General features: G+C 58.9%; 28 protein-coding genes and 1 tRNA gene. 21 read left to right on the forward strand and 8 right to left on the reverse strand.

Annotated elements, in window-relative coordinates:
• Positions 1–53 precede the first annotated feature (53 nt).
• Both POF45_RS23525 and POF45_RS23530 read left to right on the forward strand, forming a co-directional pair.
• On the forward strand, positions 54–308 hold the full coding sequence (locus POF45_RS23525; protein ID WP_259500356.1) for an FAD assembly factor SdhE: 255 nt from the start codon (positions 54–56) through the stop codon (positions 306–308).
• Positions 292–744, forward strand: coding sequence for a protein YgfX (locus tag POF45_RS23530; RefSeq protein WP_282316900.1), 453 nt, complete (start codon positions 292–294; stop codon positions 742–744). Before POF45_RS23525 ends, POF45_RS23530 begins: the two co-directional genes overlap by 17 nt.
• On the opposite strand, the gene nadB is transcribed toward POF45_RS23530, so the two are convergent.
• Positions 713–2329 carry an L-aspartate oxidase gene (gene nadB / locus POF45_RS23535; protein ID WP_259500361.1) on the reverse strand — a complete coding sequence of 539 codons (1617 nt, stop codon included), beginning with the start codon at positions 2327–2329 and terminating at the stop codon, positions 713–715. The genes POF45_RS23530 and nadB overlap by 32 nt on opposite strands.
• 558 nt (positions 2330–2887) lie before the next feature.
• Between nadB and rpoE the strand changes: the two genes are divergently transcribed.
• The 4 genes from rpoE (at position 2888) to POF45_RS23555 (ending at position 6731) form a co-directional block, all read left to right on the forward strand.
• Complete coding sequence (gene rpoE / locus POF45_RS23540; RefSeq protein WP_007944079.1) at positions 2888–3469, forward strand: RNA polymerase sigma factor RpoE/AlgU; 582 nt, start codon at positions 2888–2890, stop codon at positions 3467–3469.
• Positions 3470–3499: 30 nt separating this feature from the next.
• Entirely contained in the window at positions 3500–4087 is a 588-nt protein-coding gene (locus POF45_RS23545) for a sigma-E factor negative regulatory protein (protein ID WP_259500365.1), read from the forward strand.
• 8 nt (positions 4088–4095) lie between these two features.
• The gene (locus POF45_RS23550) at positions 4096–5055 is read left to right on the forward strand and encodes a MucB/RseB C-terminal domain-containing protein (protein ID WP_259500368.1); all 960 of its coding nucleotides are present in this window, start codon (positions 4096–4098) and stop codon (positions 5053–5055) included.
• A gap of 248 nt (positions 5056–5303) precedes the next feature.
• Positions 5304–6731 carry a DegQ family serine endoprotease gene (locus POF45_RS23555; RefSeq protein ID WP_259500370.1) on the forward strand — a complete coding sequence of 476 codons (1428 nt, stop codon included), beginning with the start codon at positions 5304–5306 and terminating at the stop codon, positions 6729–6731.
• Between the two features lie 69 nt (positions 6732–6800).
• Here the strand turns inward: POF45_RS23555 and POF45_RS23560 are convergent, their stop codons facing one another.
• Positions 6801–8234 (reverse strand): M48 family metalloprotease, encoded by a 1434-nt coding sequence (locus tag POF45_RS23560; protein WP_259500372.1) that lies wholly within the window; start codon positions 8232–8234, stop codon positions 6801–6803.
• A 98-nt stretch (positions 8235–8332) separates the two neighbouring features.
• On the opposite strand from POF45_RS23560, the gene POF45_RS23565 reads away from it, so the two are divergent.
• Together POF45_RS23565 and POF45_RS23570 are read left to right on the forward strand one after the other, a co-directional pair.
• The gene (locus tag POF45_RS23565; RefSeq protein ID WP_259500373.1) at positions 8333–8572 is read left to right on the forward strand and encodes a sulfurtransferase TusA family protein; all 240 of its coding nucleotides are present in this window, start codon (positions 8333–8335) and stop codon (positions 8570–8572) included.
• A 31-nt stretch (positions 8573–8603) separates the two neighbouring features.
• The gene (locus POF45_RS23570; RefSeq protein ID WP_259500376.1) at positions 8604–9674 is read left to right on the forward strand and encodes an AI-2E family transporter; all 1071 of its coding nucleotides are present in this window, start codon (positions 8604–8606) and stop codon (positions 9672–9674) included.
• 141 nt (positions 9675–9815) lie between these two features.
• Here POF45_RS23570 and POF45_RS23575 read toward each other — a convergent pair whose 3' ends face one another.
• Both POF45_RS23575 and POF45_RS23580 read right to left on the reverse strand, forming a co-directional pair.
• Positions 9816–10289, reverse strand: coding sequence for a peroxiredoxin (locus tag POF45_RS23575; RefSeq protein ID WP_163908935.1), 474 nt, complete (start codon positions 10287–10289; stop codon positions 9816–9818).
• Between the two features lie 10 nt (positions 10290–10299).
• Positions 10300–10860 (reverse strand): glycine cleavage system transcriptional repressor, encoded by a 561-nt coding sequence (locus POF45_RS23580; RefSeq protein ID WP_259500380.1) that lies wholly within the window; start codon positions 10858–10860, stop codon positions 10300–10302.
• Positions 10861–11188: 328 nt separating this feature from the next.
• On the opposite strand from POF45_RS23580, the gene dapA reads away from it, so the two are divergent.
• The 5 genes from dapA (at position 11189) to POF45_RS23605 (ending at position 14878) form a co-directional block, all read left to right on the forward strand.
• Entirely contained in the window at positions 11189–12067 is an 879-nt protein-coding gene (dapA, locus tag POF45_RS23585) for a 4-hydroxy-tetrahydrodipicolinate synthase (protein ID WP_259500382.1), read from the forward strand.
• A 17-nt stretch (positions 12068–12084) separates the two neighbouring features.
• Entirely contained in the window at positions 12085–13200 is a 1116-nt protein-coding gene (gene bamC, locus POF45_RS23590) for an NlpB/DapX family lipoprotein (protein ID WP_259500384.1), read from the forward strand.
• A gap of 4 nt (positions 13201–13204) precedes the next feature.
• The gene (locus POF45_RS23595) at positions 13205–13963 is read left to right on the forward strand and encodes an MBL fold metallo-hydrolase (RefSeq protein ID WP_259500387.1); all 759 of its coding nucleotides are present in this window, start codon (positions 13205–13207) and stop codon (positions 13961–13963) included.
• Positions 13964–13991: 28 nt separating this feature from the next.
• On the forward strand, positions 13992–14705 hold the full coding sequence (gene purC, locus POF45_RS23600; RefSeq protein ID WP_259500389.1) for a phosphoribosylaminoimidazolesuccinocarboxamide synthase: 714 nt from the start codon (positions 13992–13994) through the stop codon (positions 14703–14705).
• An 83-nt stretch (positions 14706–14788) separates the two neighbouring features.
• Positions 14789–14878: transfer RNA gene (locus tag POF45_RS23605), tRNA-Ser, on the forward strand.
• Between the two features lie 283 nt (positions 14879–15161).
• Here the strand turns inward: POF45_RS23605 and POF45_RS23610 are convergent.
• Positions 15162–16064 carry a LysR family transcriptional regulator gene (locus tag POF45_RS23610; protein ID WP_259500406.1) on the reverse strand — a complete coding sequence of 301 codons (903 nt, stop codon included), beginning with the start codon at positions 16062–16064 and terminating at the stop codon, positions 15162–15164.
• Between the two features lie 138 nt (positions 16065–16202).
• Here POF45_RS23610 and POF45_RS23615 point away from each other — a divergent pair, with 138 nt between their 5' ends.
• Positions 16203–16817, forward strand: coding sequence for an FMN-dependent NADH-azoreductase (locus POF45_RS23615; RefSeq protein ID WP_282316901.1), 615 nt, complete (start codon positions 16203–16205; stop codon positions 16815–16817).
• A gap of 248 nt (positions 16818–17065) precedes the next feature.
• Here POF45_RS23615 and POF45_RS23620 read toward each other — a convergent pair whose 3' ends face one another.
• Positions 17066–17272: a hypothetical protein gene (locus POF45_RS23620; protein WP_259500411.1), complete on the reverse strand. Its 207-nt coding sequence runs from the start codon at positions 17270–17272 to the stop codon at positions 17066–17068.
• Between the two features lie 464 nt (positions 17273–17736).
• Here POF45_RS23620 and POF45_RS23625 point away from each other — a divergent pair, with 464 nt between their 5' ends.
• From POF45_RS23625 to POF45_RS23655, 7 genes are all read left to right on the forward strand, one after another.
• Positions 17737–18705: a glycosyltransferase family 2 protein gene (locus POF45_RS23625; RefSeq protein WP_259500414.1), complete on the forward strand. Its 969-nt coding sequence runs from the start codon at positions 17737–17739 to the stop codon at positions 18703–18705.
• A 3-nt stretch (positions 18706–18708) separates the two neighbouring features.
• The gene (locus POF45_RS23630) at positions 18709–19419 is read left to right on the forward strand and encodes a class I SAM-dependent methyltransferase (RefSeq protein ID WP_259500416.1); all 711 of its coding nucleotides are present in this window, start codon (positions 18709–18711) and stop codon (positions 19417–19419) included.
• A complete protein-coding gene (locus POF45_RS23635) occupies positions 19416–19802 on the forward strand; it encodes a GtrA family protein (RefSeq protein WP_259500419.1) in 387 nt (128 codons plus the stop codon). The genes POF45_RS23630 and POF45_RS23635 overlap by 4 nt, the downstream gene beginning before the upstream one ends.
• On the forward strand, positions 19799–21895 hold the full coding sequence (locus tag POF45_RS23640; RefSeq protein WP_282316902.1) for a DUF6311 domain-containing protein: 2097 nt from the start codon (positions 19799–19801) through the stop codon (positions 21893–21895). Before POF45_RS23635 ends, POF45_RS23640 begins: the two co-directional genes overlap by 4 nt.
• A 68-nt stretch (positions 21896–21963) precedes the next feature.
• Entirely contained in the window at positions 21964–22893 is a 930-nt protein-coding gene (locus tag POF45_RS23645) for a LysR substrate-binding domain-containing protein (protein WP_259500424.1), read from the forward strand.
• Positions 22894–22917: 24 nt separating this feature from the next.
• A complete protein-coding gene (locus tag POF45_RS23650) occupies positions 22918–24108 on the forward strand; it encodes a low temperature requirement protein A (RefSeq protein WP_282316903.1) in 1191 nt (396 codons plus the stop codon).
• Between the two features lie 73 nt (positions 24109–24181).
• Entirely contained in the window at positions 24182–24547 is a 366-nt protein-coding gene (locus POF45_RS23655; protein WP_259500428.1) for a 5-carboxymethyl-2-hydroxymuconate Delta-isomerase, read from the forward strand.
• Positions 24548–24550: 3 nt separating this feature from the next.
• On the opposite strand, the gene POF45_RS23660 is transcribed toward POF45_RS23655, so the two are convergent.
• Together POF45_RS23660 and POF45_RS23665 are read right to left on the reverse strand one after the other, a co-directional pair.
• Positions 24551–25486, reverse strand: a complete 936-nt coding sequence (locus POF45_RS23660) for a LysR family transcriptional regulator (RefSeq protein ID WP_259500431.1) — start codon at positions 25484–25486, stop codon at positions 24551–24553.
• A 214-nt stretch (positions 25487–25700) separates the two neighbouring features.
• On the reverse strand, positions 25701–26885 hold the full coding sequence (locus POF45_RS23665; protein ID WP_282316904.1) for a cyanate transporter: 1185 nt from the start codon (positions 26883–26885) through the stop codon (positions 25701–25703).
• Between the last annotated feature and the right edge of the window lie 108 nt (positions 26886–26993).

Genomic DNA, 26993 nt, shown 5'->3' on the forward strand with positions numbered 1-26993 from the left:
GTGTTCGACCAGTCCGGGGCCTGTATACTTGCCGCCTATTTGAGGAGCGCTCCATGGTCGAAGATGTTGAACTGAATCGCCTCTACTGGCACAGCCGCCGCGGCATGCTTGAGCTTGACGTGTTGCTGGTGCCGTTCGTGAGAGAGGTCTACCCGCACCTCAACCAGGTTGATCGCGATTGCTATGTCAGGTTGCTCGAGTGCGAGGATCAGGACATGTTCGGCTGGTTCATGGAGCGCGCCGAATCCGAAGATCCGGAGCTGCAGCGCATGGTTCGCATGATCCTGGATCGTGTCCAGCCCAAGTAACGCGTTCGAATGCCGCTGGCACGCCTCACGGCAGTTGCTGGCGGCCTATGTATTTGCCCAGCTGTTCGCGCTGGGTTCGTTGTTTCTTCTATCTATACCGGTCTGGGCCAGCTTGCTCGGCGCCTTGTTGTGCCTGGCGCACGGACTTTGGGCATTGCCGCGTCAGATACGGCTGACACACCCGCAGGCGTTGCGCGGTTTACGCCGGGACGCCGATGGCTGGCAGTTGTGGAGTCAGGCGCGGGGCTGGCAGGCCGTGCAACTGCGACCGGACAGCCTGGCGCTGCCGCTGATCGTGGTGCTGCGGTTTCGTTTGCAGGGCGAGCGACGCGTCAGAACGATTTGTGTCCCGCGGGACTCGCAGGCGGCGGACTTGCACCGACGCCTGCGAGTTCGTCTGACCTTCAGTCGACGTAGGTGGGCGGCACCAGAATAGTGTCCAGTGCAACGGGCAGCATATTCGGGTAGTCGAGGGTGTAATGCAGGCCGCGACTTTCCTTGCGCTCCATGGCTGAGCGGATCATCAGTTCAGCCACCTGGGCCAGGTTGCGCAGCTCGATCAAATCCCGGCTGACTTTATAGTTGCTGTAGAACTCGTCGATTTCATCAAGCAACAAACGCACACGGTGCTGTGCCCGTTGCAGGCGCTTGTTGGTGCGCACGATGCCGACGTAGTCCCACATGAACCGGCGCAACTCATCCCAGTTGTGCGCAATGATCACGTCTTCGTCGGAGTCGGTCACCTGGCTCGCATCCCAGGCGGGCAGGGCGATGGGGATCGAGATCTGCGGCAACTGCTCAAGAATGTCCGCCGCCGCCGAGCGTGCATAAACGAAGCACTCCAGCAACGAGTTGCTGGCCATGCGGTTGGCGCCGTGCAGGCCGGTGAAACTGGTTTCGCCGATGGCATACAGGCCCGGGACATCGGTGCGGCCCTGCTGATCGACCATCACGCCACCGCAGGTGTAGTGCGCCGCCGGCACTACCGGGATCGGTTGTTGGGTGATGTCGATGGAGAATTCGAGGCAGCGCTCATACACCGTCGGGAAGTGCGTCTTGATGAACGCTTCCGGCTTGTGGCTGATGTCCAGATAGACGCAATCGATGCCCAGTCGCTTCATTTCATGGTCGATGGCCCGGGCGACGATGTCCCGTGGCGCCAATTCGGCGCGTGGGTCGAAGCGGTGCATGAACCGCTCGCCATTGGGCAGTTTCAAGTGTGCGCCTTCACCGCGCAGGGCTTCGGTGATCAGGAAACTCTTGGCCTGTGGGTGATACAGGCAAGTGGGGTGGAACTGGTTGAACTCCAGATTCGCCACCCGGCAGCCCGAACGCCAGGCCATGGCAATGCCATCACCGCATGCGCCGTCGGGGTTGCTGGTATAGAGGTAGACCTTGGCCGCGCCGCCGGAGGCGAGGATCACGAAGCGCGCGCCATAGGTATCGACTTCGCCAGTGCCGCGGTTGAGTACGTAGGCGCCCAGGCAGCGATCACCCTCAAGCCCCAGGCGTTTCTCGGTGATCAGGTCAACGGCGACCCGCTGCTCCAGCAGTTCGATGTTGGGGCGTTTTTTTGCCTGGTCGAGCAGGGTTCTGAAAATGGCGGCGCCAGTGGCATCGGCGGCATGGATGATCCGCCGATGACTGTGCCCACCTTCACGCGTCAGGTGGAACTCGAAACCACCGTCCTCGGTGCCAGACTGTTCGTCGCGGGTGAATGGCACGCCCTGGTCGATCAGCCACTGGATGGCTTCTTTACTGTGTTCGACGGTAAACCGTACGGCGTCTTCATGGCACAGGCCGCCGCCAGCGTTGAGGGTGTCGTCGACATGGGATTCAACCGTATCGGTGTCATCCAGCACGGCAGCGACGCCACCCTGGGCCCAGAATGTCGAGCCGTTGGCCAGATTGCCCTTGCTCAGCACGGCGATGCGCAGGTGACCCGGCAGGGTCAATGCAAGACTCAAACCGGCAGCACCGCTGCCAATGACCAGAACATCGTGTTGAAACTGTTGGCTCATTTCAGGATTCCGCTCAAAGCGACCCGGGAGGGGGTTGGCGCAAGACACCTGGATCGGCGAGTCCGGCAGCCACACAGCCCACTAGTATATAGAGGGGGGGATCGGCACAATAGCCGGGCCCACATGGCATTGTGAAACTACTGTGACGGCAATGAGTGGACGCTTCGTCGGACGGTTTTTTCGCCGAATCGGCGACAAGTCGACTGTATCGAAGATTTAACAGTCTTTTTCTCGTCACGGTTGCACAATGTCGGGTTCAGCCAGCTATAAATATTTGGAACTTTTGCCAAGCGCCCAAGATCAATAGACGGTTGCCTGAATCAAGGGACAGTGTCGGCTTCAGAGCGGGACCTGTGGTTGGGGTCACGCTGGCGAATCCGGTGACAAGATTATTCGCGCAGCCGGGCCATCCCGAGCTGCGCTTTTCGTGCGTGCCAAATCAGAGCCCGCAGGAAACTTGCTTGAAGGGGGAGAACTTTTGCGAAAAGCCCGAGTCTATGTTTGCAAGTCTGGTCGTTTAGTTATGCAAGCCTCCTTCGAGCTTATCGAGGAGTGTTCATGCTAACCCAGGAAGAGGATCAGCAGCTGGTTGAGCGCGTTCAACGCGGTGACAAGCGTGCATTCGATCTGCTAGTGCTGAAATACCAGCACAAAATTCTCGGGTTGATCGTGCGTTTTGTGCACGACACCCATGAAGCCCAGGATGTTGCACAGGAAGCCTTTATCAAGGCCTACCGTGCACTTGGCAACTTCCGCGGAGACAGCGCGTTTTATACGTGGCTTTACCGCATCGCCATTAATACGGCGAAGAACTACCTGGTTTCTCGCGGCCGCCGGCCGCCTGATAGCGATGTCAGTTCCGAAGATGCAGAGTTCTACGATGGCGATCATGGCCTCAAGGATCTCGAGTCTCCAGAACGTGCATTGCTGCGCGATGAGATCGAAGGCACCGTCCATCGAACCATCCAGCAACTGCCAGAAGATTTGCGTACAGCGTTAACTTTACGTGAATTCGATGGTCTGAGTTACGAGGACATTGCAGCCGTCATGCAGTGTCCGGTGGGTACCGTACGCTCCCGGATTTTCCGGGCCCGGGAAGCCATCGATAAAGCCCTGCAGCCGTTGTTGCAGGAAAACTGAGACAGCGGCGACAGCCAAGAGAGGAACGCCATGAGTCGTGAAGCCCTGCAGGAATCGCTGTCCGCAGTGATGGACAACGAAGCGGACGAGCTTGAATTACGTCGGGTATTGAATGCCTTTGACGATGTAGAAACCCGTGAAACCTGGGCTCGTTACCAGATCGCTCGGGCCGTCATGCACAAGGACTTGCTGCTTCCTCGTCTGGACATCGCTGCGGCAGTTTCTGCTGCGCTGCAAGATGAAGCCGTCCCGGCCAAAGCCGCTCGCGGTCCATGGCGCAGCCTGGGTCGCCTGGCTGTTGCCGCTTCGGTGACTGTTGCCGTGCTGGCAGGTGTTCGTCTTTACAATCAGGACGAAATCGCCGGTGTCGAACTGGCCCAGCAGTCCAATCAGCCCGCCCTGGCCGTTCCTCAGGTCAAAGGCCCGGCAGTATTGGCTGGCTACAAAGAAAGTTCGGAAGCCACTGGCCCTATGGCCAACGGCGTGCTGCAAGGTCAGCCAGGCTGGCATGATCAGCGTCTGCCGGGCTACTTGCGCCAGCACGCTCAAGAGGCTGCACTTAAAGGCACCGAAAGCGCCCTGCCTTACGCTCGTGCAGCAAGCCTGGAAAACCGTTAAGGAGGATCATGCGCGCCATACCTCTACTTACGCTGCTGCTCGCGGGCTGGTTTGTTGTTCCAGCCCATGCCGATGAAGCCCAGGACTGGTTGATCCGTCTGGGCCAGGCCGAGCAACAGCAAAGCTTCCAAGGTACATTTGTCTACGAACGCAACGGTAGTTTTTCTACCCACAACATCTGGCATCGCGTCCAGGATGGCAAAGTCCGCGAGCGTTTGCTGCAGCTCGACGGTTCGGCCCAGGAAGTCGTCCGCATTGACGGTAACACGCAATGCGTCAGCGGCACTCTGGTTGCGGGGCTTGGTGGTTCACCCAGCTCTGGCGCTCATGCACTCGACCCCCAAAAGCTCAAGAATTGGTACGACCTTGCCGTCATCGGCAAGTCGCGCGTGGCTGGCCGTGCGGCAGTGATCGTTTCGCTGACGCCTCGTGACCAGCACCGTTACGGTTTCGAGTTGCACCTGGACAAGGAGACCGGCCTGCCCCTCAAGTCGTTGCTGCTCAATGACAAGGGGCAACTGCTCGAACGATTCCAGTTCACTCGACTGGATACCGCCAATACGCCTTCCGACAGCGATTTGAAACCGGGTGCCGACTGCAAAGCCGTTGCATACAGCACTGATACCGCGTCGGCGATCAAGACTGCCCAGGTCTGGCATTCGGACTGGTTACCCCCTGGATTCGAGCTGACCAGCAGTTCTTCGCACAAGGACCCCGAGACCAAAACCCAGGTCAGCAGTCTGATGTATGACGATGGTCTGGCGCGTTTCTCGGTATTCCTGGAGCCGCTGAACGGCGCTACCGTGACCGATACCCGCACCCAGCTGGGGCCGACAGTCGCCGTTTCACGGCGCTTGACCACCCCTGAAGGTGAGATGATGGTGACCGTGGTCGGTGAGATCCCGATCGGCACAGCCGAACGTATTGCTCTGTCGATGCGTAACGGCAACACTGCGGCCAAGCAGTGAGCTGACCCCCGTGATGCTCATCCACCGGCGGTTTGATTGTGTGAGAGGTCAGTGATGCCCATTCCACTGTTGAGATGCCGAAATGTTTGGTGAGCATTTCAATTTGCAAATACCTCAAAACTTTTCTATAGGTCAGAGCCCCTCGGCTCTGGCCTTGTTTGTTGTTCCCGGAACAAAAATACCGGCGTATCGTTCCCGGTGTTCCTTGATCCATATCGCTTAACCATGCTCGTCGTAACGGGAGCCGTATGTCGATACCACGCTTGAAGTCTTATCTTTCCATTTTTGCCACCGTGCTGGTGCTCGGTCAGGCGGTCTCTGCTCAAGCGGCGGAGTTGCCTGATTTCACGCAACTGGTCGAACAGGCTTCGCCTGCGGTGGTAAACATCAGTACCACCCAGAAGCTGCCGGACCGCAAAGTCTCTAACCAGCAGATGCCGGACCTTGAAGGCTTGCCGCCGATGCTGCGCGAGTTCTTCGAACGCGGCATGCCGCAGCCACGCTCGCCTCGCGGTGATCGCCAGCGCGAAGCCCAGTCCCTGGGCTCGGGTTTCATCATCTCGCCTGACGGCTACATCCTCACCAACAACCATGTGATTGCCGACGCCGACGAGATTCTCGTGCGCCTGGCTGATCGCAGTGAGTTGAAAGCCAAGCTGATCGGCACCGATCCACGCTCTGACGTGGCCCTGCTGAAAATCGATGGCAAGGATCTGCCGGTGCTCAAGCTCGGCAAGTCCCAGGATCTGAAGGCCGGCCAGTGGGTAGTTGCCATCGGTTCGCCGTTCGGCTTTGACCACACCGTGACCCAAGGCATCGTCAGTGCCATCGGTCGCAGCCTGCCAAACGAAAACTATGTACCGTTCATCCAGACCGACGTGCCCATCAACCCGGGTAACTCCGGTGGCCCGTTGTTCAACCTGAACGGTGAAGTGGTCGGCATCAACTCGCAGATCTACACCCGTTCCGGCGGCTTCATGGGCGTGTCGTTCGCCATCCCGATCGACGTGGCAATGGATGTGTCCAATCAGCTGAAAAGCGGTGGCAAGGTCAGCCGTGGCTGGTTAGGCGTGGTCATCCAGGAAGTGAACAAGGACCTGGCTGAATCGTTCGGTCTGGAGAAACCGGCCGGTGCGCTGGTGGCTCAGATCCAGGACGACGGCCCGGCTGCCAAAGGTGGCTTGCAAGTGGGCGACGTGATTCTCAGCATGAACGGCCAGCCGATCGTCATGTCTGCTGATCTGCCGCACCTGGTGGGCGCGCTCAAGGCTGGCGCCAAGGCCAATCTTGAAGTGATCCGCGACGGCAAACGCAAGAATGTCGAACTGACTGTTGGCGCGATTCCGGAAGAAGGCAAAGAGCTTGCTGCGCTGCCTAAATCCAATGTCGAAGGCAACAGCAACCGGCTGGGCGTTTCGGTCGTCGAGTTGACCGACGAGCAGAAAAAATCCTTCGACCTGAAGGGCGGCGTGGTGATCAAGGAAGTCCAGGAGGGGCCTGCCGCCCTGATCGGCTTGCAGCCAGGCGATGTCATCACTCACCTGAACAACCAGGCGATCGACAGCACCAAGGAGTTCACCCAGATTGCCAAGGAACTGCCAAAGAACCGCTCGGTGTCGATGCGGGTCCTGCGTCAGGGTCGTGCCAGCTTCATCACCTTCAAACTGGCTGAATAAACCGGTTGTTGGCTGAATAAAAAACCGCCTCGAAAGAGGCGGTTTTTTTGTGCCTGATTTTTAAAAAGATCAGCCCATCATGTCCTTGATCATCCGTTCCTGCTCCATCAGCTCGCGCTGGCGTGCGTCGATGCGCGATGACAGCGGGAAATTGCCGCTGGCCTTGCGCTTGGCAAAGTCCAGTTGCTGGATGGCCTGCCGATAGTCGCCCACCAGGGCGAAGTACTCGGCGCGGGCCTGATGCAGGCCAATGATGTTGCCAGAAAGACCGCGGGTTTCGGCCACCATGTACCAGACGTCAGGATCATCGGGGCGAGACTTGAGCAGGCTTTCCAGGGCTTTTTCCGCATCGGCTGCCCGGTTCTGCTTCAACAGCAGGTCGACCCGTACCTGATTCAGCGGATAGTTGCCCGGGTACTGCGTCAACATTCGCTCGACCCGGGACTGCGCGTCTGGCAGGCGACTGTTGGCGATGTCCAGATCGACCTGGGCCAGGTTGTAGATGATTTCATTCGGCGACGAGGCCAGCAGCAGCTTGAGATTTTCCCGTGCATCGTTGAACTGGCTGCCTTTGATCTGGGCAATGGCCAGACCGTAGCGAGCGACGTCGTTTTTCGGGTTTTCATCAAGCTGGGCGCGGAAGCGTTTGGCACCCAGGCCGGGCGTCTCTTCGTACATCAATTGCACCCGCGCACGAATCAGCTGATAACGCATGCTGTCTTCGATGCCGCCGGGCTTGGACTGTTCGGCGCGGTTGCGGGTGTCGGCGATGCGCGATTCGGTGACCGGGTGAGTCAGCAGGAATTCCGGCGGCTTGGCGTCGAAACGGTACTGGCGCATCAAGCGCTCGAACATGTTCGGCATCGAGCGCGGGTCATAGCCGGCCTTTTCCAGATTGAGAATGCCGATACGGTCGGCTTCCTGTTCGTTCTGGCGCGAGAAGCGGCGCTGTTCCTGAATCGCCGCCGCCTGCGTACCTGCAATGGTCGCGATCCCCGCGTCGCCGGCACCGGCAGCGGCAATCACGATCCCGGCCAGCAGCGCGGCCATCATCGGCACCTGCATGCGCTGCGAGGCTTCAACGCCGCGGGCGAAGTGCCGTTGCGACAAGTGAGCCAGTTCGTGCGCCAGGACCGAGGCGTATTCGCCCTCGGTCTGGGCATTGAGGAACAAGCCGCCGTTGACCCCGATAATGCCGCCAGGTGCGGCAAATGCGTTGAGCTGCGGGCTGTTGATCAGGATGAATTCCAGGCGCCGGTCAGTGACCTGGCTGGTCTCCACCAGCTTATAGACGCTGGTTTCGACGTAGTCCTTGAGCTGCGGATCGTTGAGCTGTGAAACCTGGCTGCGCAACATCGCCAGCCACGCGCGGCCCAACTGGTATTCCTGTTGCGGCGAGACAATGGCAGAACTGGCGTCACCGAGTGACGGCAGGTCGTCGGCGAAGCCCGGTGAGGCAAGCAGGCAGGCGAGCGTCAGCAGGGTAGGGCGCAAAAAAGTCATGCACAAAGCCTTAGTCGACAAAGACCTTACTGTAGCCGGACACCGGGCTTCGGACCAGATATTCTAAGCGGCTAGACGACCCGCCCCGGAGTAACCCGATGACCGACGCTGTAGCCCACGATATTGAGCTGGACGCCAGCGGCCTGAATTGCCCGTTGCCGCTGCTCAAGGCCAAACTTGAGCTCAACCGGATGCCCAGCGGCGCGGTACTCAAGGTGATCGCCACCGATGCGGGCTCCCAGCGCGACTTTCGCACCTTTGCCCGATTGGCCGGTCATACGCTGCTGCTCGAAGAAGACGAGGCGGGGGTGTACCGCTACTGGTTGAAAAAAGCCTGAAACCTGTTGGGTTCGTTGTTAAGGATTATTGATGTTCAAAGTGTTACGCGACTGGATTCAGCGCTACTTCTCCGATGAAGAAGCCGTGGTGCTGGCGGTGCTGCTGTTTCTGGCATTTACCGCCGTGCTCACGCTGGGCGGTATGCTCGCGCCGGTGCTGGCGGGGATGGTATTGGCGTATCTGATGCAGGGGCTGGTGGTCACCCTGGAACGCCTGCGCTTGCCCGGTGCGGCGGCGGTGGGGCTGGTGTTTGCGCTGTTCATGGGCCTGTTGCTGGTGTTTATCGTGATCGTGGTGCCGCTGCTCTGGCATCAGTTGATCACGCTGTTCAACGAGTTGCCCGGCATGCTCGCCAAGTGGCAATCGCTGCTGTTGCTGTTGCCCGAGCGCTACCCGCATCTGGTCTCTGACGAGCAAGTCCTGCTGGCCATCGACGCGGCGCGAGGCGAAATCGGCAAATTCGGTCAGTGGGCGCTGACGTTTTCGCTGTCGAGCCTGCCGCTGGTGGTCAACATCATGATCTACCTGGTCCTGGTGCCGATCCTGGTGTTCTTCTTTCTCAAGGACCGGGAAATGATCGGTCGCTGGGTGAGTGGTTATCTGCCGCGAGAACGCGCATTGATCACCCGTGTGGCGGAAGAAATGAACCGGCAGATCGCTAACTACATTCGCGGCAAAGTCATCGAAATCATTATTTGCGGCGGCGTGACCTACATCGCTTTCGTCGCCCTCGGGCTCAACTACGCGGCGTTGTTGGCGCTGCTGGTGGGAATTTCGGTGGTGGTGCCGTACGTCGGCGCCGTGGTGGTGACGGTGCCGGTGCTGCTGATAGCGCTGTTCCAGTGGGGCTGGAGCGATCAGTTCATCTATTTGATGGCGGTCTACGGGGTTATTCAGACGCTGGATGGCAACGTGCTGGTGCCGCTGCTGTTTTCGGAGGCGGTCAACCTGCACCCGGTGGCGATCATCTGCGCGGTGCTGCTGTTTGGCGGGCTGTGGGGGTTCTGGGGCGTTTTCTTTGCGATTCCGTTGGCGACCCTGTTCAAGGCGGTGCTGGATGCGTGGCCGCGCAAGGAGCCGGTGGTGGCGCCGCTGCTTTAACGGTCCGATCTGTTTTCATTGAATTCAAGGGCCTCTTCGCGAGCAAGCCCGCTCCCGCATTGAACCGCGTCCATCCAGACAACTCGGTCAACTGTGGGAGCGGGCTTGCCCGCGAAGGCGTCAGGACAGACGCCGCAACAATCAGGCCTTGTTCAGTGCCTGAGCCGCCGCCAAAACGGCATCCACATGCCCCGGCACCTTCACGCCGCGCCATTCCTGACGCAGCACACCGTCCTTGTCGATCAGGAAGGTACTGCGATCGACGCCCATGTATTCCTTGCCATACAGCTTTTTCAGCTTGATCACATCAAACAGCTGGCAGAGCGCTTCTTCCTTGTCGCTGATCAGCTCGAAGGTGAATGCCTGCTTGGCTTTGAAATTCTCGTGGGATTTCAGGCTGTCGCGGGATACGCCGAACACTTCGGTGTTGGCCGCTTTAAAGGCCTCCAACTGATCGCGAAAGCCCTGGCCCTGAGTCGTGCAGCCTGGCGTGCTGTCCTTCGGGTAGAAGTAGATCACCACCTGCTTGCCCTTGAGGCTCGCGAGGCTGACGGTCTGCCCGCTGGTGGCGGGAGCTTCGAAGTCGGTAACCGGTTGGTCGATAGCAACGGCCATGAAAGCTTCCTTACATTGGGTTTTGTGGGCGCCACGGTTCGATCAGGGCATCCAGGTTCAGCGCGTCGGCAAAATCCAGGAACTGATCGCGCAGCCAACTGATCTGCACACCGGCCGGCAGCGTCACGGTAAACGTGGCGTTGAGCATGGTGCCGCCGGTTTGCGGCGCCTGATACGTGTCGCAGGTCAGGTTTTCCAGCTCGACGTTGTGGTCCATGAAGAACTGGCACAACTCGTTGACGATGTCCGAGCGATAAGCCGAGCTGACATAGGCGACGTACGGCAGGGCCTGTGGACGGTTCTCCAGCGCCGCGCTGCGCACCACGTTGACCGTGAACGCGTGTTTCTTGGCGAGGGTCGGCAGGCTGCCTTCCAGGCGCGCCAGGGCGTCCCAGCTGCCAGAGACCTCAAGGATCAAGGCACTGCACTCGCCATGACGGGTCAGGCGGGAAGTGACCACGGCGCAGCGATTTTCATGGCTGGCGCGGCACAGGACGTTAGTCAGCTCCATGGGGTTGGCGCCAAGGGCACTGATAACAAGGAATTGTTCGCGAACTGTGGGGGTGGACATGCAGCATTCCTAAAGCGATGAGCGGTCGGTACTTTCTACGGGCTTTTATTACCGGGGGCGAGCCTGCGGATACGAATTCAGAAAACCCGGCCGAAGGTTGCAACGTGCTCCAGAGTGGCGGGAGCGAGGGCTGGCAACGCTGGATCGGGGCTTGTGATGCCGAAAATGGAGGCTGGAACCCGGCGTACGAGCTTGTCAGTACCGATCAAAGTCTGAAGGGTAGCGAAAAGCAGCGCCAAGGGGAATGGCAGCAGCGCAGTACTTCGCTTGTACAAGCATCTTGGCGCCAGTACCATTACCGCTCTCTTTTTCCGGCAGGAGCGGTTGCATGATTGCGGGCAGTATGGTGGCACTGGTCACACCCATGGATGCACAGGGTCGTCTCGACTGGGACAGCCTGAGCAAACTGGTGGACTTTCACCTGCAAAACGGCACCCACGCCATCGTGGCGGTCGGCACTACAGGTGAATCGGCCACCCTAGACGTGAACGAGCACATCGAAGTGATTCGTTACGTGGTGAAGCAGGTGGCCGGGCGCATCCCGGTGATCGCCGGTACGGGCGCCAACTCGACGCGCGAAGCCATCGAGCTGACCACCAACGCGAAGATCGCCGGCGCCGATGCCTGCCTGTTGGTTACGCCGTACTACAACAAGCCGACCCAGGAAGGGCTGTACCAGCACTTCAAGGCCATTGCCGAAGCCGTCGACATCCCACAGATCCTTTACAACGTGCCGGGCCGCACCGCTTGCGACATGCTGGCTGACACCGTGATCCGCCTGTCGACCGTGAAAAACATCATCGGTATCAAGGAAGCCACCGGCGACCTGAGCCGCGCCAAGGCCATCATCGATGGCGTGAGCGAAGATTTCCTGGTGATCTCCGGTGATGATGCCACCGCAGTCGAGCTGATCCTGCTCGGCGGCAAAGGCAATATCTCGGTAACCGCCAACGTTGCCCCACGTGACATGGCTGACCTGTGCAATGCCGCTCTGAAAGGTGACGCCGCGACTGCCCGCGCGATCCATGAAAAGCTGATGCCGCTCAATAAAACCCTGTTTATCGAATCCAACCCTATCCCCGTGAAGTTCGCACTGCATGAAATGGGCTTGATGCCGGACGGTATCCGTCTGCCGCTCACCTGGCTCAGCACTGCCTGTCACGAACCGCTGCGGCAGGCCATGCGCCAGTCCGGCGTCCTGGTTTAATTGAGGAAGCATTACGCATGAAGCGATTGGCCGGACTTTCCGCACTTGCCTTGATTATCTCCAGCACCAGTGGCTGTGGATGGATCTGGGGCCCGGAAGGTTACTTCCGCGACCGTGGTAGCGATTACCTGGAAGCGCAACAGACAGCACCGATGCAACTGCCACCGGATGTCCACACCTCCAAACGTCTGGATCCGCTGTTGCCGATCCCGCGTAACGTGGCTGACGACACCACCAAGGGTGAATACATCGTTCCGCGCCCACAGCCGCTGTCGGCCATTGCCGATGCCAGCGACTACACCCTGCAAAAGAGCGGCGACTCGCGCTGGGTCATGGGTCAGCACCAGCCGGCCGAAGTCTGGCCTGTGGCTGTGCAGTTCTTCCAGGACAACGGTTTCCATCTGGATGAACAACGCCCGCAAACCGGCGAGTTCACCACCACCTGGCAGCATTCCGACGAACTGTCCGCCGCCATGGCCAAGCGCCTGAGCGCTGCCGGTATCGGCGCCGACAGCGAAACCCGCGTGCGGGTCCGCATCGAGCCAGGCGTGCAGCGCAATACCAGTGAAATCTACGTGGTCAGTGCCCAGCGTCCTGCCGGCAGCACCGCCAACGTTGATTTCACCAACCGTTCGGTCAATACGGGCCTGGACGCTGCGCTGGTCGACGACATGCTCGCGAGCATGAGCCGTATCTCCGAGAAGGGCGGTTCGGTCTCGATGCTGGCGTCCCAGGATGGCGACAAGCCTAACCGCGTCAGCCTGAGCGAAGACGGCAGCGGCAACCCGGTCCTGAACGTCGGTCCTGACCTGGACCGTGCCTGGTCGAGCGTCGGTCGTGCACTGGATCAAGGCGAATGGCGTGTTGAAGACATCAACCGCAGCCTGGGCCTCTACTACATCAACCTGGCCGAAAAAGCCGAGAAGAAAGACGAGAAGCCTGGTTTCTTCAGCAGCCTGTTCGGCAGCGCGCCGACCAAGGAAGAAGTTGAAGCTCGCGCCGACCGTTATCAGGTTCGCCTGAGCAAGGTGGGTGAGAACGTCCAGGTCACCGTCGAGAAAAACATCAATACCGTGGCGCCGGCTGACGTGGCGCGCAAAGTGTTGAGCGTGATTCAGGACAACCTGGGCTGATCACATGCGTTTTGCCGTTCTCGGCAGCGGTAGCCAAGGGAACGGCACGCTGATCGCCAGCGATGACACGTATGTGCTGGTTGATTGTGGTTTCTCCCTGCGGGAAACCGAAAAACGCCTGCTGCGCCTGGGTGTGAACCCGGCGCAGTTGAGCGCGATACTCGTGACCCACGAACATGCCGACCACGTGCATGGCGTGGGTTTGCTGTCTCGGCGCTACAATCTGCCTGTCTACCTGAGTCGCGGCACCCTGCGCGGGATGCGCAAACCGATTGAACCGGCGGGCCTGCTGGCCGGCGGCGAGCAATTGCAAATCGGCGCCCTGAACATCGAAGTCATTGCCGTGGCCCACGATGCACAGGAGCCGACGCAGTACGTCTTCAGCGACGGTGAGCGGCGTTTTGGCCTGCTGACCGACCTGGGCTCGTATTGCAACAAGGTACTGGACGGCTATCGGGACCTCGATGCGTTGATGATCGAGTCCAACCATTGCCGTGACATGCTGGCTCGCGGTCACTATCCATACTTTCTCAAGCAGCGGGTAGGCGGTGAGCTGGGGCATTTGAACAACCATCAGGCGGCATTCCTGGTGGCCGAGTTGGGCTGGCAAGGCCTGCAACACCTGGTCCTGGCCCATCTGAGCAGCAAGAACAACCTGCCGCAGCTGGCCCGGCAATGTTTTGTCGACACCCTCGGGTGCGACCCGGACTGGCTGCAACTGGCCGATCAAGATTCAGGGCTCGACTGGCGACACATCGCCTAGCCCATCTACTTAGCAAGCGGAGCCCATCATGGAAAAACGTGAAGAACTCTACCGCGGCAAAGCCAAGTCGGTTTACAAGACCGACGACGCTAACCGTTTGATCCTGCTGTTTCGCAACGACACCTCGGCGTTCGACGGCAAGCGCATCGAACAGCTCGACCGCAAAGGCATGGTGAACAACAAGTTCAACGCCTTCATCATGCAGAAACTCGAAGCAGCCGGCGTGCCGACTCAATTCGACAAACTGCTGGGCGACAACGAGTGCCTGGTGAAGAAGCTCGACATGATTCCGGTCGAGTGCGTCGTGCGTAACTACGCCGCCGGCAGCCTGGTCAAGCGTCTGGGCGTCGAGGAGGGCATGAAGCTCAATCCTTACACTTTCGAACTGTTCCTGAAGGACGACGCCAAGGGCGACCCGTTCATCAACGAATCCCACGTCGTGGCATTCGGTTGGGGCACCGCCGAGCAACTGGTTCGCATGAAAGAGCTGTCGCTCAAGGTCAACGAAGTGCTGACCAAGCTGTTCGACGACGCCGGCCTGCTGCTGGTGGACTTCAAGCTCGAATTCGGCGTGTTCCACGACGGCTCCATCGTCCTGGGCGACGAATTCAGCCCGGACGGCTGCCGCCTGTGGGACAAGGCCACCGGCAAGAAAATGGACAAGGACCGCTTCCGCCAGGGCCTCGGTGACGTCATCGAAGCCTATGAAGAAGTCGCCAATCGCCTCGGCGTACCGCTTTAATCGACGCAAGCATCTGATAGCACGGAAAAAAATCGAAAAAGGGGTTCGCATCCCGCGATAGTGCTGTTATGATGCGCGCCGTTGGAGAGATGCCAGAGTGGCCGAATGGGACGGATTCGAAATCCGTTGTACCTTCACCGGTACCTAGGGTTCGAATCCCTATCTCTCCGCCATTACATAGAAAAAGCCCCGTAGCTGAAAAGTTACGGGGCTTTTTCGTTTCTGCTGGTTCAGAATCATGCTACTTCAATCAGGCACTTACGGTTGTGAGTGGCCCAGATTTCTTTTGATCAGGTCTTACACGTCCTTGTGGGAAGCGGGCAGCATCACACCTTGGCTTGCGAAATAGGCCCAGACGATCACAGCCCGGACAGTCCCTGCACAAGCGGTTCGATTAACCGCATCAGCCCTTCGGCCAACGGGATAATCAAACCGCCGACGTGAGTCGTTTTCGTATCAACACATACACAGACGACGGGTCAGATCATTCAAAAGCCATCGGCCTGCTTTCCCTAAAGAGCGATTTTGCATGTGCGCTGCGTAGATCGTAAGTGTGTCGGGTGTGCGCTGAAGTTCGGCAGTTAACTCAAGCGGTAGGAGGCGTCCTGAAGCCAGATGATCCGCAATCAGGTGCTCTGGCATTCGGCACCAACCGAACCCGGCGAGCAAGAAATCCAGCCGCCGTGCCAAATCTACAAACCGCCACTGGTGACTGCTTGTCACCCCATAGCTGGGGCCGTCGGGAGAAACCGGATCGGAAAGTATCAGTTGCACATAAGGCTTGAGGTCAGCACTGGTTGCCCGACGGCCTAACATGGCCAAGGGATGCCCGCTGGCGACGACTGGCTTCAAGTCGACGCTGAGCAGCGGCAGTGCAGTGACATCGTCGGGCACTGTCGGAATCAATGTGCAAAGCGCCAGTGCTGCATCGCCGTTGCGCAATCGACGCTCTGCGCCGCCCAAGCCTTCTGTAGAGAAACTCACGGCCAGATGCGGAAAAGCCTCACGGAGCGCGCGCAGGCTTTCGATGAGCGGTGCGCTAGGAACTAAAGGGTCGATGGCGAGCGCCAACTCCGGCTCAACCCCTGCTGCCGTACTTGCGGCCATGGCTTCAAACTGGGCAGCGCTTGCCAGCACTGCGCGCGCTTGAACCACGAGGACTCGACCTACCTCAGTGAGCGTTGGACGATGGCCGCTGCGATCAAACAGCCTCACACCTTGAACTGACTCAAGTGTGGCAATCGACTGGCTAATGGCAGATTGAGCACGCCGCAGGTGACGTCCCGTTGCCGAGAAACTGCCTGTATCAGCAATGGTTACAAGGATCCGCAACTGATCCAGGCTGAGATTTCCGATCATGCCCCATCACTTAAACAGATGGACTCAATCATATTTACATCACTCCTGCGTAGAGATCGCATTGGGTAGAGTGTGTAGCACATCGTCTAAAGCGACAACGCAAAACATACCGCGCGTCACCGCGCAGGAGTTACTTTCATGTCCAGGCTTCTCACCATTGAAACCAGCCCACGGGGGGATGCGTCAATCTCCCGGCAGCTCACTCGCCGATTTATGGCCGAGTGGGAAGTTGCACACCCTGGGGGCGTCATCAAAATACGGGATCTAACGGACACTGCGCTTACCTTCGTGACGGCCCCATGGTTGCAGGCTTACTTCACCCCGCAAATCCAACATTCGCCAGAAATGAAAGCCGTGTTGCGGCTATCCGATGAGCTTGTGGCCGAGTTGCTGGAAACCGATCACGTGGTTATTTCAACGCCGGTCTACAACTATAACGTCCCTGCGGCGCTCAAGGCCTGGGTGGATCACGTGGTACGTAAAGGCTTGACCTTGGGCTTTGATGGTAAAGGGCTGGTGACGGGTAAAAAGGCAACGGTGCTGCTCGCCTCGGGAGGTGTATACACCAGCGACTCCCCGATTAGAGACCGTGACATTGCGACCCAATATTTGAAACTGATCCTGAACGTCCTGGGTATCACAGATGTCACCTTTATTGCGGCCGGCGGCGCTAAAGCTGTAGATCTCGGAGAAATCAGCATGCACGACTTTCTAGCTACATTTGATCATCACATTCAAAAGTCGCTGGTTTAGACAGCATTTCTCCTGCTCCATACCATTGTGCTTTATCGACTTCGCGTGGTTAAGCGGGCATCCAGTTATGAATAACAAAGGGGGCAGATTTATTTCGGCGCCTTCATAGTGCTTGCGTTTCGGGCTGCAGAGCATTTAGCAGAGTGTCCATATCTCTGCGCTATTACACAGAAAAAGCCCCATAACTGAAAAGTTACGGGGCTTTTTCGTTTCTGCTCTTTCAGAGCCGTACCACTTCAACCAGGCACTTACGGTTGCGAGTGGCCCAGTTTTCTTTTGATCAGGTCGTACACGTCCTTGTGGGTGGCGTTGTGCAGGGATTTATCCTTGCAGGCCGAGGCGAGGAACGTTTTGACCTCTTCCTTTGCATGAGGGTAGAGGCCCGCGACGTAGTCGGCTTCGTGAGTCTGAGTGCAGTTGAAGTGTTTGTCGTCTTTCGCTTTATCTCTAGCCATTGCGAAGCTCCTTTTGAGTGCGATTGATTTTCGGTGGCCAAGGCTTTTTTGCCCCAAGCGTTGCTGAGCTTAAGGGCAAAATTACTTCCTGCCAGGCGAGCCAGAAAATCAGGAGCGGGATGTCAGACGATGCCAGTGTTCGTCTTTTCGTTAAACGTAAAGTGTTGTTCGATACTCGCAGGCACTGTTATTGCCAAGAGAGCCCTTTGAGGTCGGCCAAAACTGTTCAGCGCATTTGAACAAGCCTGGAGGCAGTCGGTTTTTTTAGCCATCGAGCATGTGTTGCGAATGATTTGAGGGCATTTCCTACACCTACTTACGTCTGAAAAAATGGCCAAAACCGCCGCCTTTTCGCCCTTGCATCACCTCTCTTGCTCCTGCTTAATACGACTCGGCTCATGGCGCTGAGAAACGCTTCGGCGACTGAAGATTGTTGCAAAATCACTATAAGAAAGAGCAATCAATTGACTCATCAGCACGGAACGCAACTGGCCGGGCATGTGGCGCTTTCGCTCGTGGTCCCGGTGTTCAATGAAGCGGCGACCATTGATTTGTTCATCGCGCGGATTACTGACGTTTTCAGGGACGAGGCCTTGGTGGGGCTGGAGATGGTGTTCGTCAATGACGGCAGCACCGACGCCACGCTGGACCTGCTTCTGGAGCGCCAAAAGGCCGATCCGCGGGTGCGTATCGTCGATCTGAGCCGCAATTTCGGCAAGGAAGCGGCGTTGACCGCTGGCTTGCAGACGGCCACCGGCCAGGTGGTGGTGCCGATCGATGTCGATTTGCAGGACCCGCCGGAAGTCATTCTTCAGATGATCGCGCGCTGGCGTGAGGGCTATGAGGTGGTGCTGGGTCATCGTGTGAGTCGGCGCAGCGATTCCTGGGCCAAGCAAACGTCGGCCAACTGGTTTTATCGCCTGCACAACAAAATCTCTGATCAACCGTTGCCCAAGGATGTCGGGGATTTCCGCCTGATGGATCGCTGCGTGGTGGATGCCTTGCAGTCCTTGCCCGAGTCTCGGCGTTTCATGAAAGGCCTGTTCGCCTGGGTCGGGTTTCGCACCACCCATGTCGATTACGAACGTCCGGAGCGGGTAGCGGGGGAGAGCAAATTCAATGGCTGGCGCTTGTGGAATTTCGCGCTGGAAGGCATCACCAGTTTCAGCACCGACCCACTGAAGGTCTGGACTTATCTGGGGCTGTTCGTTTCTCTGGTTTCTTTTGCATTCGCCATTTTCATCGTGGTGCGCACGCTGTTCACCGGAATTGATGTGCCGGGCTACGCCTCGCTGATGGTCGCCGTGACGTTTCTCGGTGGTTTGCAGCTGATCGGCATCGGTGTACTGGGTGAATACCTGGGCCGAACCTATATCGAATCGAAACGCCGACCGGTTTATCTGGTGCGTCGTGTCTATGACCCCAAGGGCTGAACCATGGATCTCAAGGAAACCGACATCCTCGGTTCAAGCATTGACCAGCATTGGTATTACGCCTCAAAAGCGGCAGCTACCCGGCGTTTGCTCGGCGATACGCCAATCAGCAAAATGCTCGACGTCGGGGCGGGCTCGGGTTTTTTTACCCATCATTTGCTGAAACATTCTGCCGCCACCGAAGCCTGGTGCGTGGACATCAGTTACGAGGCCGACTCCGACGCCACGACCGCGGGCAAACCGGTGCATTACCGTCGCGACATCGAGGCGGTGGACGCTGATCTGGTGCTGCTGATGGACGTGCTGGAGCATGTCGATGACGACGTCGGATTACTCAAGATGTACGTCGACAAAGTCCCCTCCGGCAGCCGTTTTCTGATGACGGTGCCGGCGTTTCAGTTTCTCTGGAGCGGGCACGATGACTTTCTCGAACACAAACGCCGCTACACCCTGGCGCAATTCGAAGCCGTGGCTCGGGATGCCGGTTTGACGGTGAAGCAGGGCGTCTATTACTTCGGTGCGATTTTCCCGATTGCCGCGAGCTTGCGGCTGTTGCCCAAAGGCGCACAACCGTCGCCGCCGCGTTCGCAGCTCAAGCAGCATCACCCGTTGGTCAACTCGGTGTTGAAGGCCCTGTGCACGGTCGAGCTGCCGTTCATGGGCGTGAACCGGTGGGCGGGGTTGACCGTATTCGTATTGGCGCAGAAGCCGTGACCTCAGCCGAAAAGTCAGCGCTGATCAAGCGTGGCCTGCGTTTTGCCGTGACGGGGGTGTTCGTCACGGGCCTGCATGCATTGGTGGCGATACTGTTTTTCAACTTCGTGTCGCCTCAACCTCCACTGGCCAACGGCGTGGCGTTTGCCGTGGCGACGGTGGTGTCTTATCTGATCAACACCACCTGGAGTTTCTCTGCCCAACTGCATGGCCGCACGCTGCTGCGTTTCATGACGGTCTCGGGTGTGGGCTTCTTGCTGGCAATGTTGGTGGCCTGGGTCGCACAGATGGCCGGGCTCAACTATTTGCTGGGGATCGGCGCGGTGGCGGTGACCATCCCGGTCTTCACCTTTGTGATGCATAACTTCTGGACGTATCGATGAAGGCTTTGGGCAAGCATTGGGCGGTTTCGTTGCTGCCGTTGTTGATGGGGATTGTGGCGTTTTTCATGGTGATCGGGCCGCGTGCGCTGGACCCGCAAAACATTGCCTGGCTCGACAGCGGCGATCCGGCGACCCATTACCTGGGCTGGGTATTTTTCCGACATTCGCCATGGACATTTCCCATTGGTCTCAATCCGTCTTACGGGCTGGAATTGGGCAATGCGATCATCTTTTCCGACTCCAATCCACTATTGGCGTTGCTGTTCAAACCCTTCAACTCAATCCTTCCGGAGACGTTTCAGTATTTCGGTTTCTGGCTGCTGGCCTGTTTTGTCCTGCAAGCCTGGTTTGCCTGGAAGATAGTCGGCCTGGCGACGCCCAATGCGGTACTCAGATTGCTGGGTGCAGGGCTGTTTGTGTTTTCGCCGCCGATGTTCTTGCGCATGGGCGGGCATTTGTCGCTGGCGGGGCATTTTCTGATTCTGGCGGCGCTGTACCTGGCGCTGCATCCCGGCGTGCAAAAGCGTCGGTTGGCCTGGGGCACGCTGCTGGCGGTAACGGCGCTGGTTCATGCTTATCTGTTGGCGATGGTGGCGCTGATCTGGATCGCCGACCTGGCCGGCAAAACCCTTAGACAGCAACTGACGCGCCGCACGGCCATCATCGAGTTGATCGCGCTGTTTTTGCTGGTGAGTCTGTGCTGTTGGCAGGCGGGTTATTTCAGTGTCGGCGACGGCACGGTGTCCGGTGGTTTTGGCCTGTACCGCATGAATCTGCTGGCACCGATTGACTCGAACGGTTGGTCGCTGATATTGCCGGACCTGCCCGAGGGCAGTGGTGACTATGAAGGCTTCAACTACCTGGGATCAGGCACGTTGCTGTTGGCGATCTGCGCTGGCGTCGTGCTGCTGAGGCGTAAAGTCGATATGCGCAGGGTTGTGGGGCGTCTGCCGATATTGCTATTGGCGTTGATCGGCTTGCTGCTGTTTGCGCTGTCGAACGAGATCGGCATCGGTCTGTTCAATCTGCATTACCCGTTGCCGCAAAAAATAATCAAGTGGGCGAACACTTTTCGGGCGTCGGGGCGGATGTTCTGGCCGGTGTTCTACGTCATTGTGTTTGTTGTCATTTACCTGGTGGTGCGCGGCAACCGTCCGCGTACGGCCGGATGTTTGCTGGCGGTGGCACTGTGTGTTCAGGTGGTGGACACCCACAGCGGCTGGGTCGGGGTGCGAGAAGCCCGCATGATGACGCCCGCTGCCCAGTGGCCCACCACGTTGCATGACCCGTTCTGGGCCAGCGCCGCTACGCACTACAGGAATATTCGTTCATTGGCGCCGCAGAACCAGTCGGACACCTGGCAGCCCCTGGCCAGTTATGCGTCCACTCACGGGCTGAACACCGATGCGGTTTATCTCGGGCGCATGGGCAGCCAGGCGCTTGAACGCGCTCAACAAAAAGCGCAACAGATGCTGGCGACCGGGCAGTACGACGCGGACTCGCTGTATATCCTCGACGAGAAATCCATGCTGGAGGCGGTAAAGACCGTCAACAGCGATAGCGACCTGCTGGCCCGCGTGGATGGGCTGGTGGTGTTGGCGCCGGGCTGGAAACATTGCGCCCAATGCCTGTCGATGGAAGACGAAGGCCGGTCCATGCAGGTAGTCCCCATGATCAAGCTGGGGCAACAGCAAGTGTTCAATCACAAGACGTATCACCTGGCCCAAGGCTGGTCACCCCCTGAAGCCTGGGGCACCTGGTCGCAAGGAAAGAATGCCGAGATTCTGTTGCGAGTGCCGCCTCAAGCTCAGCGCCTTGTGATCGAGGCGCTGGCCTTCGTACAACCGACACACCTTGAACAGAACGTGGTGTTTAGCATCAACGGCATTCACGCCTTGTCTACCCGTCTGACACAGCTTCAAGGCAATCGCATTGAAATTGCGCTGACCCCGGCCATTCAGCAAGCCGTCGCCAGCGACACCATGATGCGCATTGAGGTGCAGTTACCCGACGCCATCAGCCCGAAACAACTGGGGCTCGGCGGCGACGAGCGGGTGATGGGCCTTGGCATGAAGTCGCTGACAGTGCAGTGAAAACGCTGATGGACGCCATCCCCCGGCCTTTCTACACTGGCCCGGAGTCTTGGGGACGGGGGTAATGGATGAATCGTAACGAATTGCGCAAGGCCGACATCAATCTGATGGTGGTGTTCGAGACCTTGATGCTCGAACGCAACGTCACCCGGGTGGCCGAAAAACTGTTTCTCGGCCAGCCCACCATCAGTGCCGCACTCAATCGCTTGCGGGCGATGTTCAACGATCCACTGTTCATCCGCGTCGGCCACCGCATGGAGCCGACCGCTCGGGCCGAAGAGTTGATTCAATACTTGTCGCCCGCTCTGGATTCGCTGTCGGTGGCCCTGAGCCTGACCCACCATTTCGACCCGGCTACCAGCACCATGACCTTCCGCATCGGCCTGTCGGACGATGTCGAGTTCGGCCTGCTGCCACCCTTGCTGCGGGCCTTGCGTCAGGAAGCGCCGAAAGTGGTGTTTGTGGTGCAGCATGTTGATTACTGGCGCATTCCCGACCTGCTGGCCTCCGGTGACATCACCGTCGGCATCAGCCAGACCCGCGGCCTGCCGGCCAATGCCAAGCGCAAGTTGTTGCGGCACATCCAGCCCAGTGTGTTACGGGCGGACAAATCCGACACGCCGCTGACCCTGGACGAATATTGTGCCCGGCCCCATGTGCTGGTGTCTCACACCGCCAACGTCGCCGGGTTCGCCGATGAATGGCTGTCGGAAATGGGGCGTTCACGTCACGTCGTGTTGTCCGTGCCGCAATACAGTGCCTTGCCGGCGCTGCTGGCCGGGACCGATCTGATCGCCAGCCTGCCCGACTACACGGCCGCGGCGATGGCTGCGTCCGGACAATTGTTCAAGGAGCCGTTTCCGTTCAAGACACCGACCCTGGACCTGTCCATGGTCTGGCTCAGCCATGTCGACGCCGACCCCGCCGAACGCTGGTTACGCTCGCGCCTGGAGGCGTTCATGAGCGAACACGGCCTGAGCGACGCGCCCGATCCTTAATTCCAACAAGCCGGAGGCCTCCCCATGACCCCATCCCGTTCGTTGTTGCGTGGGCGCGGCAGCCAAGACAGCGGCAAGGTCGGCATGGTCGAGTTGTTTTTCGACCTGGTGTTCGTGTTCGCCGTGACCCAACTCTCGCATTCCTTGCTTGCGCATTTGTCCATGACCGGCGCGGTGCAGGTGGCGTTGTTGATGGTCGCGGTGTGGTGGGTGTGGATTTTCACCTCATGGATCACCAATTGGCTCGACCCGGAAAAACTGCCGGTGCGCCTCGGCCTGTTCGGCTTGATGATTGCCGGTCTGTTGCTGTCTTCATCGATTCCCAAGGCATTTACTGATCACGGGCTGTTGTTCGCCGGCGCGTTTGTGTTCATGCAGGTGGGACGCACGTTGTTCGCGATCTGGGCGGTGCGCGGCGAAGCGTTGAACATGACCCGCAATTTCCAGCGGATCCTCGCCTGGCTGGTGCTGTCCGGGGTGTTCTGGATCGCTGGCGCGTCGGTCGAGGGTGAGCAACGTCTGGCGTTGTGGGCGGTGGCGCTGCTGATCGAACTGATCTCGCCGTCGCTGTATTTCTGGGTGCCGGGGCTGGGCCGTTCGACGCTCACCGACTGGAACGTCGAAGGCAATCACATGGCCGAGCGCTGCGGTCTGTTCGTGATCATTGCGCTCGGTGAATCGCTGCTGGTAACCGGCGCGACCTTTGCCGAACTGGCGTTGAGCCTGCAAGGCGTGGCGGCTTTTCTGGTGGCCGTACTCGGCAGCATCGCAATGTGGTGGGTGTATTTCGACAGCGGCGCCGAACGCGCTCATCACCGCATCGTTCATTCGGCAGACCCCGGCCGGCAGGCGCGAATCGCCTACACCTACTTGCATGTACTGATCGTCGCCGGGGTGATCGTCAGCGCCGTGGCTGATGAACTGGTGCTGGTGCACCCGGATCACGCCAGTGATGCGGGCATCATCGCGATCATTGCCGGGCCGTGGCTGTTCTTGTTGGGTAATGCGTTGTTCAAGTGGGTGATGGCGGATCGGCTGCTACCGCCGTTGTCCCATCTGGTCGGCCTGGGGCTGCTGATCGTGTTGTTGCCGCTGGCGTTGAACCAGTTGTTTTCGGTATGGGTACTCGGGGCGCTGACCACGGCCGTGGTGATGTTGGTGGCCGCTTGGGAAACCCTGGCGCTGCGTCAGTCGCTGCCAGCATCCGGCCACTGAACGGTGGCCCTGATACCGGGCAGCGCTGTGGTATATACGTACGATCTTTCTGCCAATCCGCTGGAGCACCTTCATGCCTCACCTGCACATGGAATATACCGCCAACCTGCCGGAGCTGAACGCTGATGTGGCGTTGATCCGGCTCAACAATACATTGGTGGCTTCCGGTCAGTTTGCCGCGGAGTTCGACATCAAGAGCCGTGCGGTCAAGGTCCAGACCTTCAAGGTCGGTACGGCGTTGGGTGAACGGGGTTTCGTGCATGTGAAACTGGCGCTGCTCAGCGGCCGCTCAGCGCAGATCAAGAAGCAGTTGTCCGACAGCTTGCTGGCGGTGGTGCACGATCTGTGTGAGTGGCCAGCAGGTGTTGAAGTCCAGTTGTGTGTGGAAATCCTCGATATTGATCGTGATTCCTACAGCAAGACCGCCATTGGCCACTGAGTTTCAGGCCGCTTGCTGCTCGGCGCAGGCCTTGATCACTTGTTCACGCAGCCAGACGTTGGCACTGTCCTGATCCAGGCTTTGGCACCATTGCATGTCCAGCGTAAAACCCGGCAAACCATTGGGCGCTTCGCAGTGTTTGAATACGGCCTCGCTGGCCAGTAAACGCTGGATGCGCCGGGGCAAGGTGACGATGAAATCGGTGCCGGTGATCAGCTTCAGTGCCGCGCTGTAACTGTTCGAGCGTGCCACGATCTGCCGTTTCTGTGCCTGGCGCGCCAGCCAGCCATCGACCATGTTGGTGGTGGAGGTCCAGGGCGTGGGGAAGACATGCCGGCGTTCGGTGAATGCCTTGAGGCTCAGGCGCGACTCCATCGGTGTGGCGCGTTTGTCGAAGACGCAGACAAGGTCGTCTTCAAGCAGCATGCGCGATTTGAAATCGGTGTGATTACGATGAAAGTTCGGGCCGAAACAGACCACCAGGTCGAGGCTGCCGTCGCGCAGCTCCTCGGCCGGCACGTCGGTTTCGAACTTGTGCATGTTGACCATCACTGGCAGGTCGGCGAAATCAAAAGTCTTGAGCAGGCGTGGCAGAATCAACTGCTCGAAGTATTCCGGTGCGCAGATATTGAAGGTGACGGGCTGGCGGGTCGGGTCGAACGCCTGGGCGCCTGCGTGACACAGGTTGATGCTTTCGAGGATTTTCAACACATGGCCATACATGGTGCTGGCCTTGTAGGTGGGGCGCATGCCGGTGCGAGTATTGATGAACAACTCGTCTTCGAAACTGGTGCGCAGTTTTTTCAGGCAGTAACTGACGGTGGACTGGCTGACGAAGAGGGCCTCAGACACACCGGTGACGCTGCTTTGCTCATACACGGCGACAAACACCATGAGATCTTGCATATCGAGCTTTCTAAGCAAGTTACTGTTCAGCATCCGTTCTGTCTCGCTCTGCTCCTTGCGCTGACTGTGCGCAAACGTGTGCGAATGATCCTAACGGAACGATGGTGCCAGGAGAATGCCCTGTAAGACCTTTCACGTTCAGTTGTGGGACAGAAAATGTTATGAACACGACCTGTTAATTTTCACCCATGCAAATATGGCCAGAGGCCTCTAGCCTCTGCACCAAGTCGGGGCGACTGATTCGTGGTTAACGCATGTGTTTGGCGTAGTGCCGAGGGTCGAAGCGCAGCACCATTGCAATCATCACCACCATCACAGCGGTCAGCGACCACCAGGCCCATTCGAAGCTGCCGAGCTGGTCGCGGATCATCCCGGCAATCAGCGGTGATAGGCCGGCGATCAGGTAGCCGATGCCTTGTACGAAAGCCGTCAGGCCGCCGGCCCTTTGCGGGTTGTCCAGGTGGTCCAGCGACACGATCAGGCTCATCGGGAACAAGCCGCCAATACCCAGTCCCAGCAGGCACGGCCACAACAGGCTCAGGTGCTGCGGGATGAGAATCAGGCCGACGAAGCCAGCGATGATCAGCCCCAGCAGCGCCACCAGCACCAGGCGCCGATCACGGCTACGGTTGGCGATGGCCGGGGTCAGCAGACCGGACACCACTTCCATCGCGGTCAAAAAGCCCAGCAGCAAACCGGCGTCCTGTTCGCTCCAGCCTTTTTCCACGTAGTACGGCGCCAGCCAGGCCAGCACGCAAGTGTAGGACGCCGTGCCCAAGCCGAAGAAAATCGCCAGCAGCCAGGCGCGGGAGTTGGCGAAGAATGAGGCCTGGCGTTGAGTCGGCGCGGCCAGTGCCGGAGCGTGACTGCGCTGACCCAGCCAGAACAGCAACGCCACAAACGCCAGCACCGCCCAGATCGCCAGGCCCATGCGCCAGCTATCGGTCCGTACCATCACCAACGGCGCGAACGAGGCGGCAATCGCCGCGCCACCCATGATCGAGGTGACGTAGAGCCCCATGCACAGCGCGACATTGTCGCTGAAGCGGGATTTGATCAGCGCCGGCATCAACGCCTGGATCAGCGCAATACCGACTCCGGCGACGATGGCACTCAGGATCAGCTCGGCCGCCGAATCGAGGAACAGCCGCGACACCGTGGCAACCCCGATAATCAATAACGACAGCACCACTGTGCGCTGTTCCCCCAGACGCCGGCCAAGCGCGATACCGAAGAACATCGCCAGCCCCATGGCCATCACCGGCAACATGGTCAACAACGATGCCAGGCTGAAACTCAGCGGGATGTCACCGCGAATCGCCGACAGCAATGGCCCGACAGCTGCCATGGACGGACGCAAATTGAGCGCAACCAGAATAATGCTGACCATCAGCCAGACGGCGGGGCGGGACGCGGCGCGAATGTTTTCCATGAACAGACCTTCAAGAGCGAGGGCCTGATTAGGCGGGAGAGGGCGGACAGCGGCAAATCAGAAAGTCTGGAGTGGTATTTAGAAATTAAATACTTCAGGCGCCGCGCC

It is taken from the genome of Pseudomonas fungipugnans, from assembly GCF_029955235.1.
GTDB lineage: Bacteria > Pseudomonadota > Gammaproteobacteria > Pseudomonadales > Pseudomonadaceae > Aquipseudomonas > Aquipseudomonas fungipugnans.

Coding starts and splice junctions, on each gene's coding strand:
- POF45_RS23525 (WP_259500356.1), top strand. CDS start 54: ATGGTCGAAGATGTTGAACTGAATCGCCTCTACTGGCACAGCCGCCGC.
- nadB (WP_259500361.1), bottom strand. CDS start 2,329: ATGAGCCAACAGTTTCAACACGATGTTCTGGTCATTGGCAGCGGTGCT.
- rpoE (WP_007944079.1), top strand. CDS start 2,888: ATGCTAACCCAGGAAGAGGATCAGCAGCTGGTTGAGCGCGTTCAACGC.
- POF45_RS23545 (WP_259500365.1), top strand. CDS start 3,500: ATGAGTCGTGAAGCCCTGCAGGAATCGCTGTCCGCAGTGATGGACAAC.
- POF45_RS23550 (WP_259500368.1), top strand. CDS start 4,096: ATGCGCGCCATACCTCTACTTACGCTGCTGCTCGCGGGCTGGTTTGTT.
- POF45_RS23555 (WP_259500370.1), top strand. CDS start 5,304: ATGTCGATACCACGCTTGAAGTCTTATCTTTCCATTTTTGCCACCGTG.
- POF45_RS23560 (WP_259500372.1), bottom strand. CDS start 8,234: ATGACTTTTTTGCGCCCTACCCTGCTGACGCTCGCCTGCCTGCTTGCC.
- POF45_RS23565 (WP_259500373.1), top strand. CDS start 8,333: ATGACCGACGCTGTAGCCCACGATATTGAGCTGGACGCCAGCGGCCTG.
- POF45_RS23570 (WP_259500376.1), top strand. CDS start 8,604: ATGTTCAAAGTGTTACGCGACTGGATTCAGCGCTACTTCTCCGATGAA.
- POF45_RS23575 (WP_163908935.1), bottom strand. CDS start 10,289: ATGGCCGTTGCTATCGACCAACCGGTTACCGACTTCGAAGCTCCCGCC.
- POF45_RS23580 (WP_259500380.1), bottom strand. CDS start 10,860: ATGTCCACCCCCACAGTTCGCGAACAATTCCTTGTTATCAGTGCCCTT.
- dapA (WP_259500382.1), top strand. CDS start 11,189: ATGATTGCGGGCAGTATGGTGGCACTGGTCACACCCATGGATGCACAG.
- bamC (WP_259500384.1), top strand. CDS start 12,085: ATGAAGCGATTGGCCGGACTTTCCGCACTTGCCTTGATTATCTCCAGC.
- POF45_RS23595 (WP_259500387.1), top strand. CDS start 13,205: ATGCGTTTTGCCGTTCTCGGCAGCGGTAGCCAAGGGAACGGCACGCTG.
- purC (WP_259500389.1), top strand. CDS start 13,992: ATGGAAAAACGTGAAGAACTCTACCGCGGCAAAGCCAAGTCGGTTTAC.
- POF45_RS23610 (WP_259500406.1), bottom strand. CDS start 16,064: ATGATCGGAAATCTCAGCCTGGATCAGTTGCGGATCCTTGTAACCATT.
- POF45_RS23615 (WP_282316901.1), top strand. CDS start 16,203: ATGTCCAGGCTTCTCACCATTGAAACCAGCCCACGGGGGGATGCGTCA.
- POF45_RS23620 (WP_259500411.1), bottom strand. CDS start 17,272: ATGGCTAGAGATAAAGCGAAAGACGACAAACACTTCAACTGCACTCAG.
- POF45_RS23630 (WP_259500416.1), top strand. CDS start 18,709: ATGGATCTCAAGGAAACCGACATCCTCGGTTCAAGCATTGACCAGCAT.
- POF45_RS23640 (WP_282316902.1), top strand. CDS start 19,799: ATGAAGGCTTTGGGCAAGCATTGGGCGGTTTCGTTGCTGCCGTTGTTG.
- POF45_RS23645 (WP_259500424.1), top strand. CDS start 21,964: ATGAATCGTAACGAATTGCGCAAGGCCGACATCAATCTGATGGTGGTG.
- POF45_RS23650 (WP_282316903.1), top strand. CDS start 22,918: ATGACCCCATCCCGTTCGTTGTTGCGTGGGCGCGGCAGCCAAGACAGC.
- POF45_RS23655 (WP_259500428.1), top strand. CDS start 24,182: ATGCCTCACCTGCACATGGAATATACCGCCAACCTGCCGGAGCTGAAC.
- POF45_RS23660 (WP_259500431.1), bottom strand. CDS start 25,486: ATGCTGAACAGTAACTTGCTTAGAAAGCTCGATATGCAAGATCTCATG.
- POF45_RS23665 (WP_282316904.1), bottom strand. CDS start 26,885: ATGGAAAACATTCGCGCCGCGTCCCGCCCCGCCGTCTGGCTGATGGTC.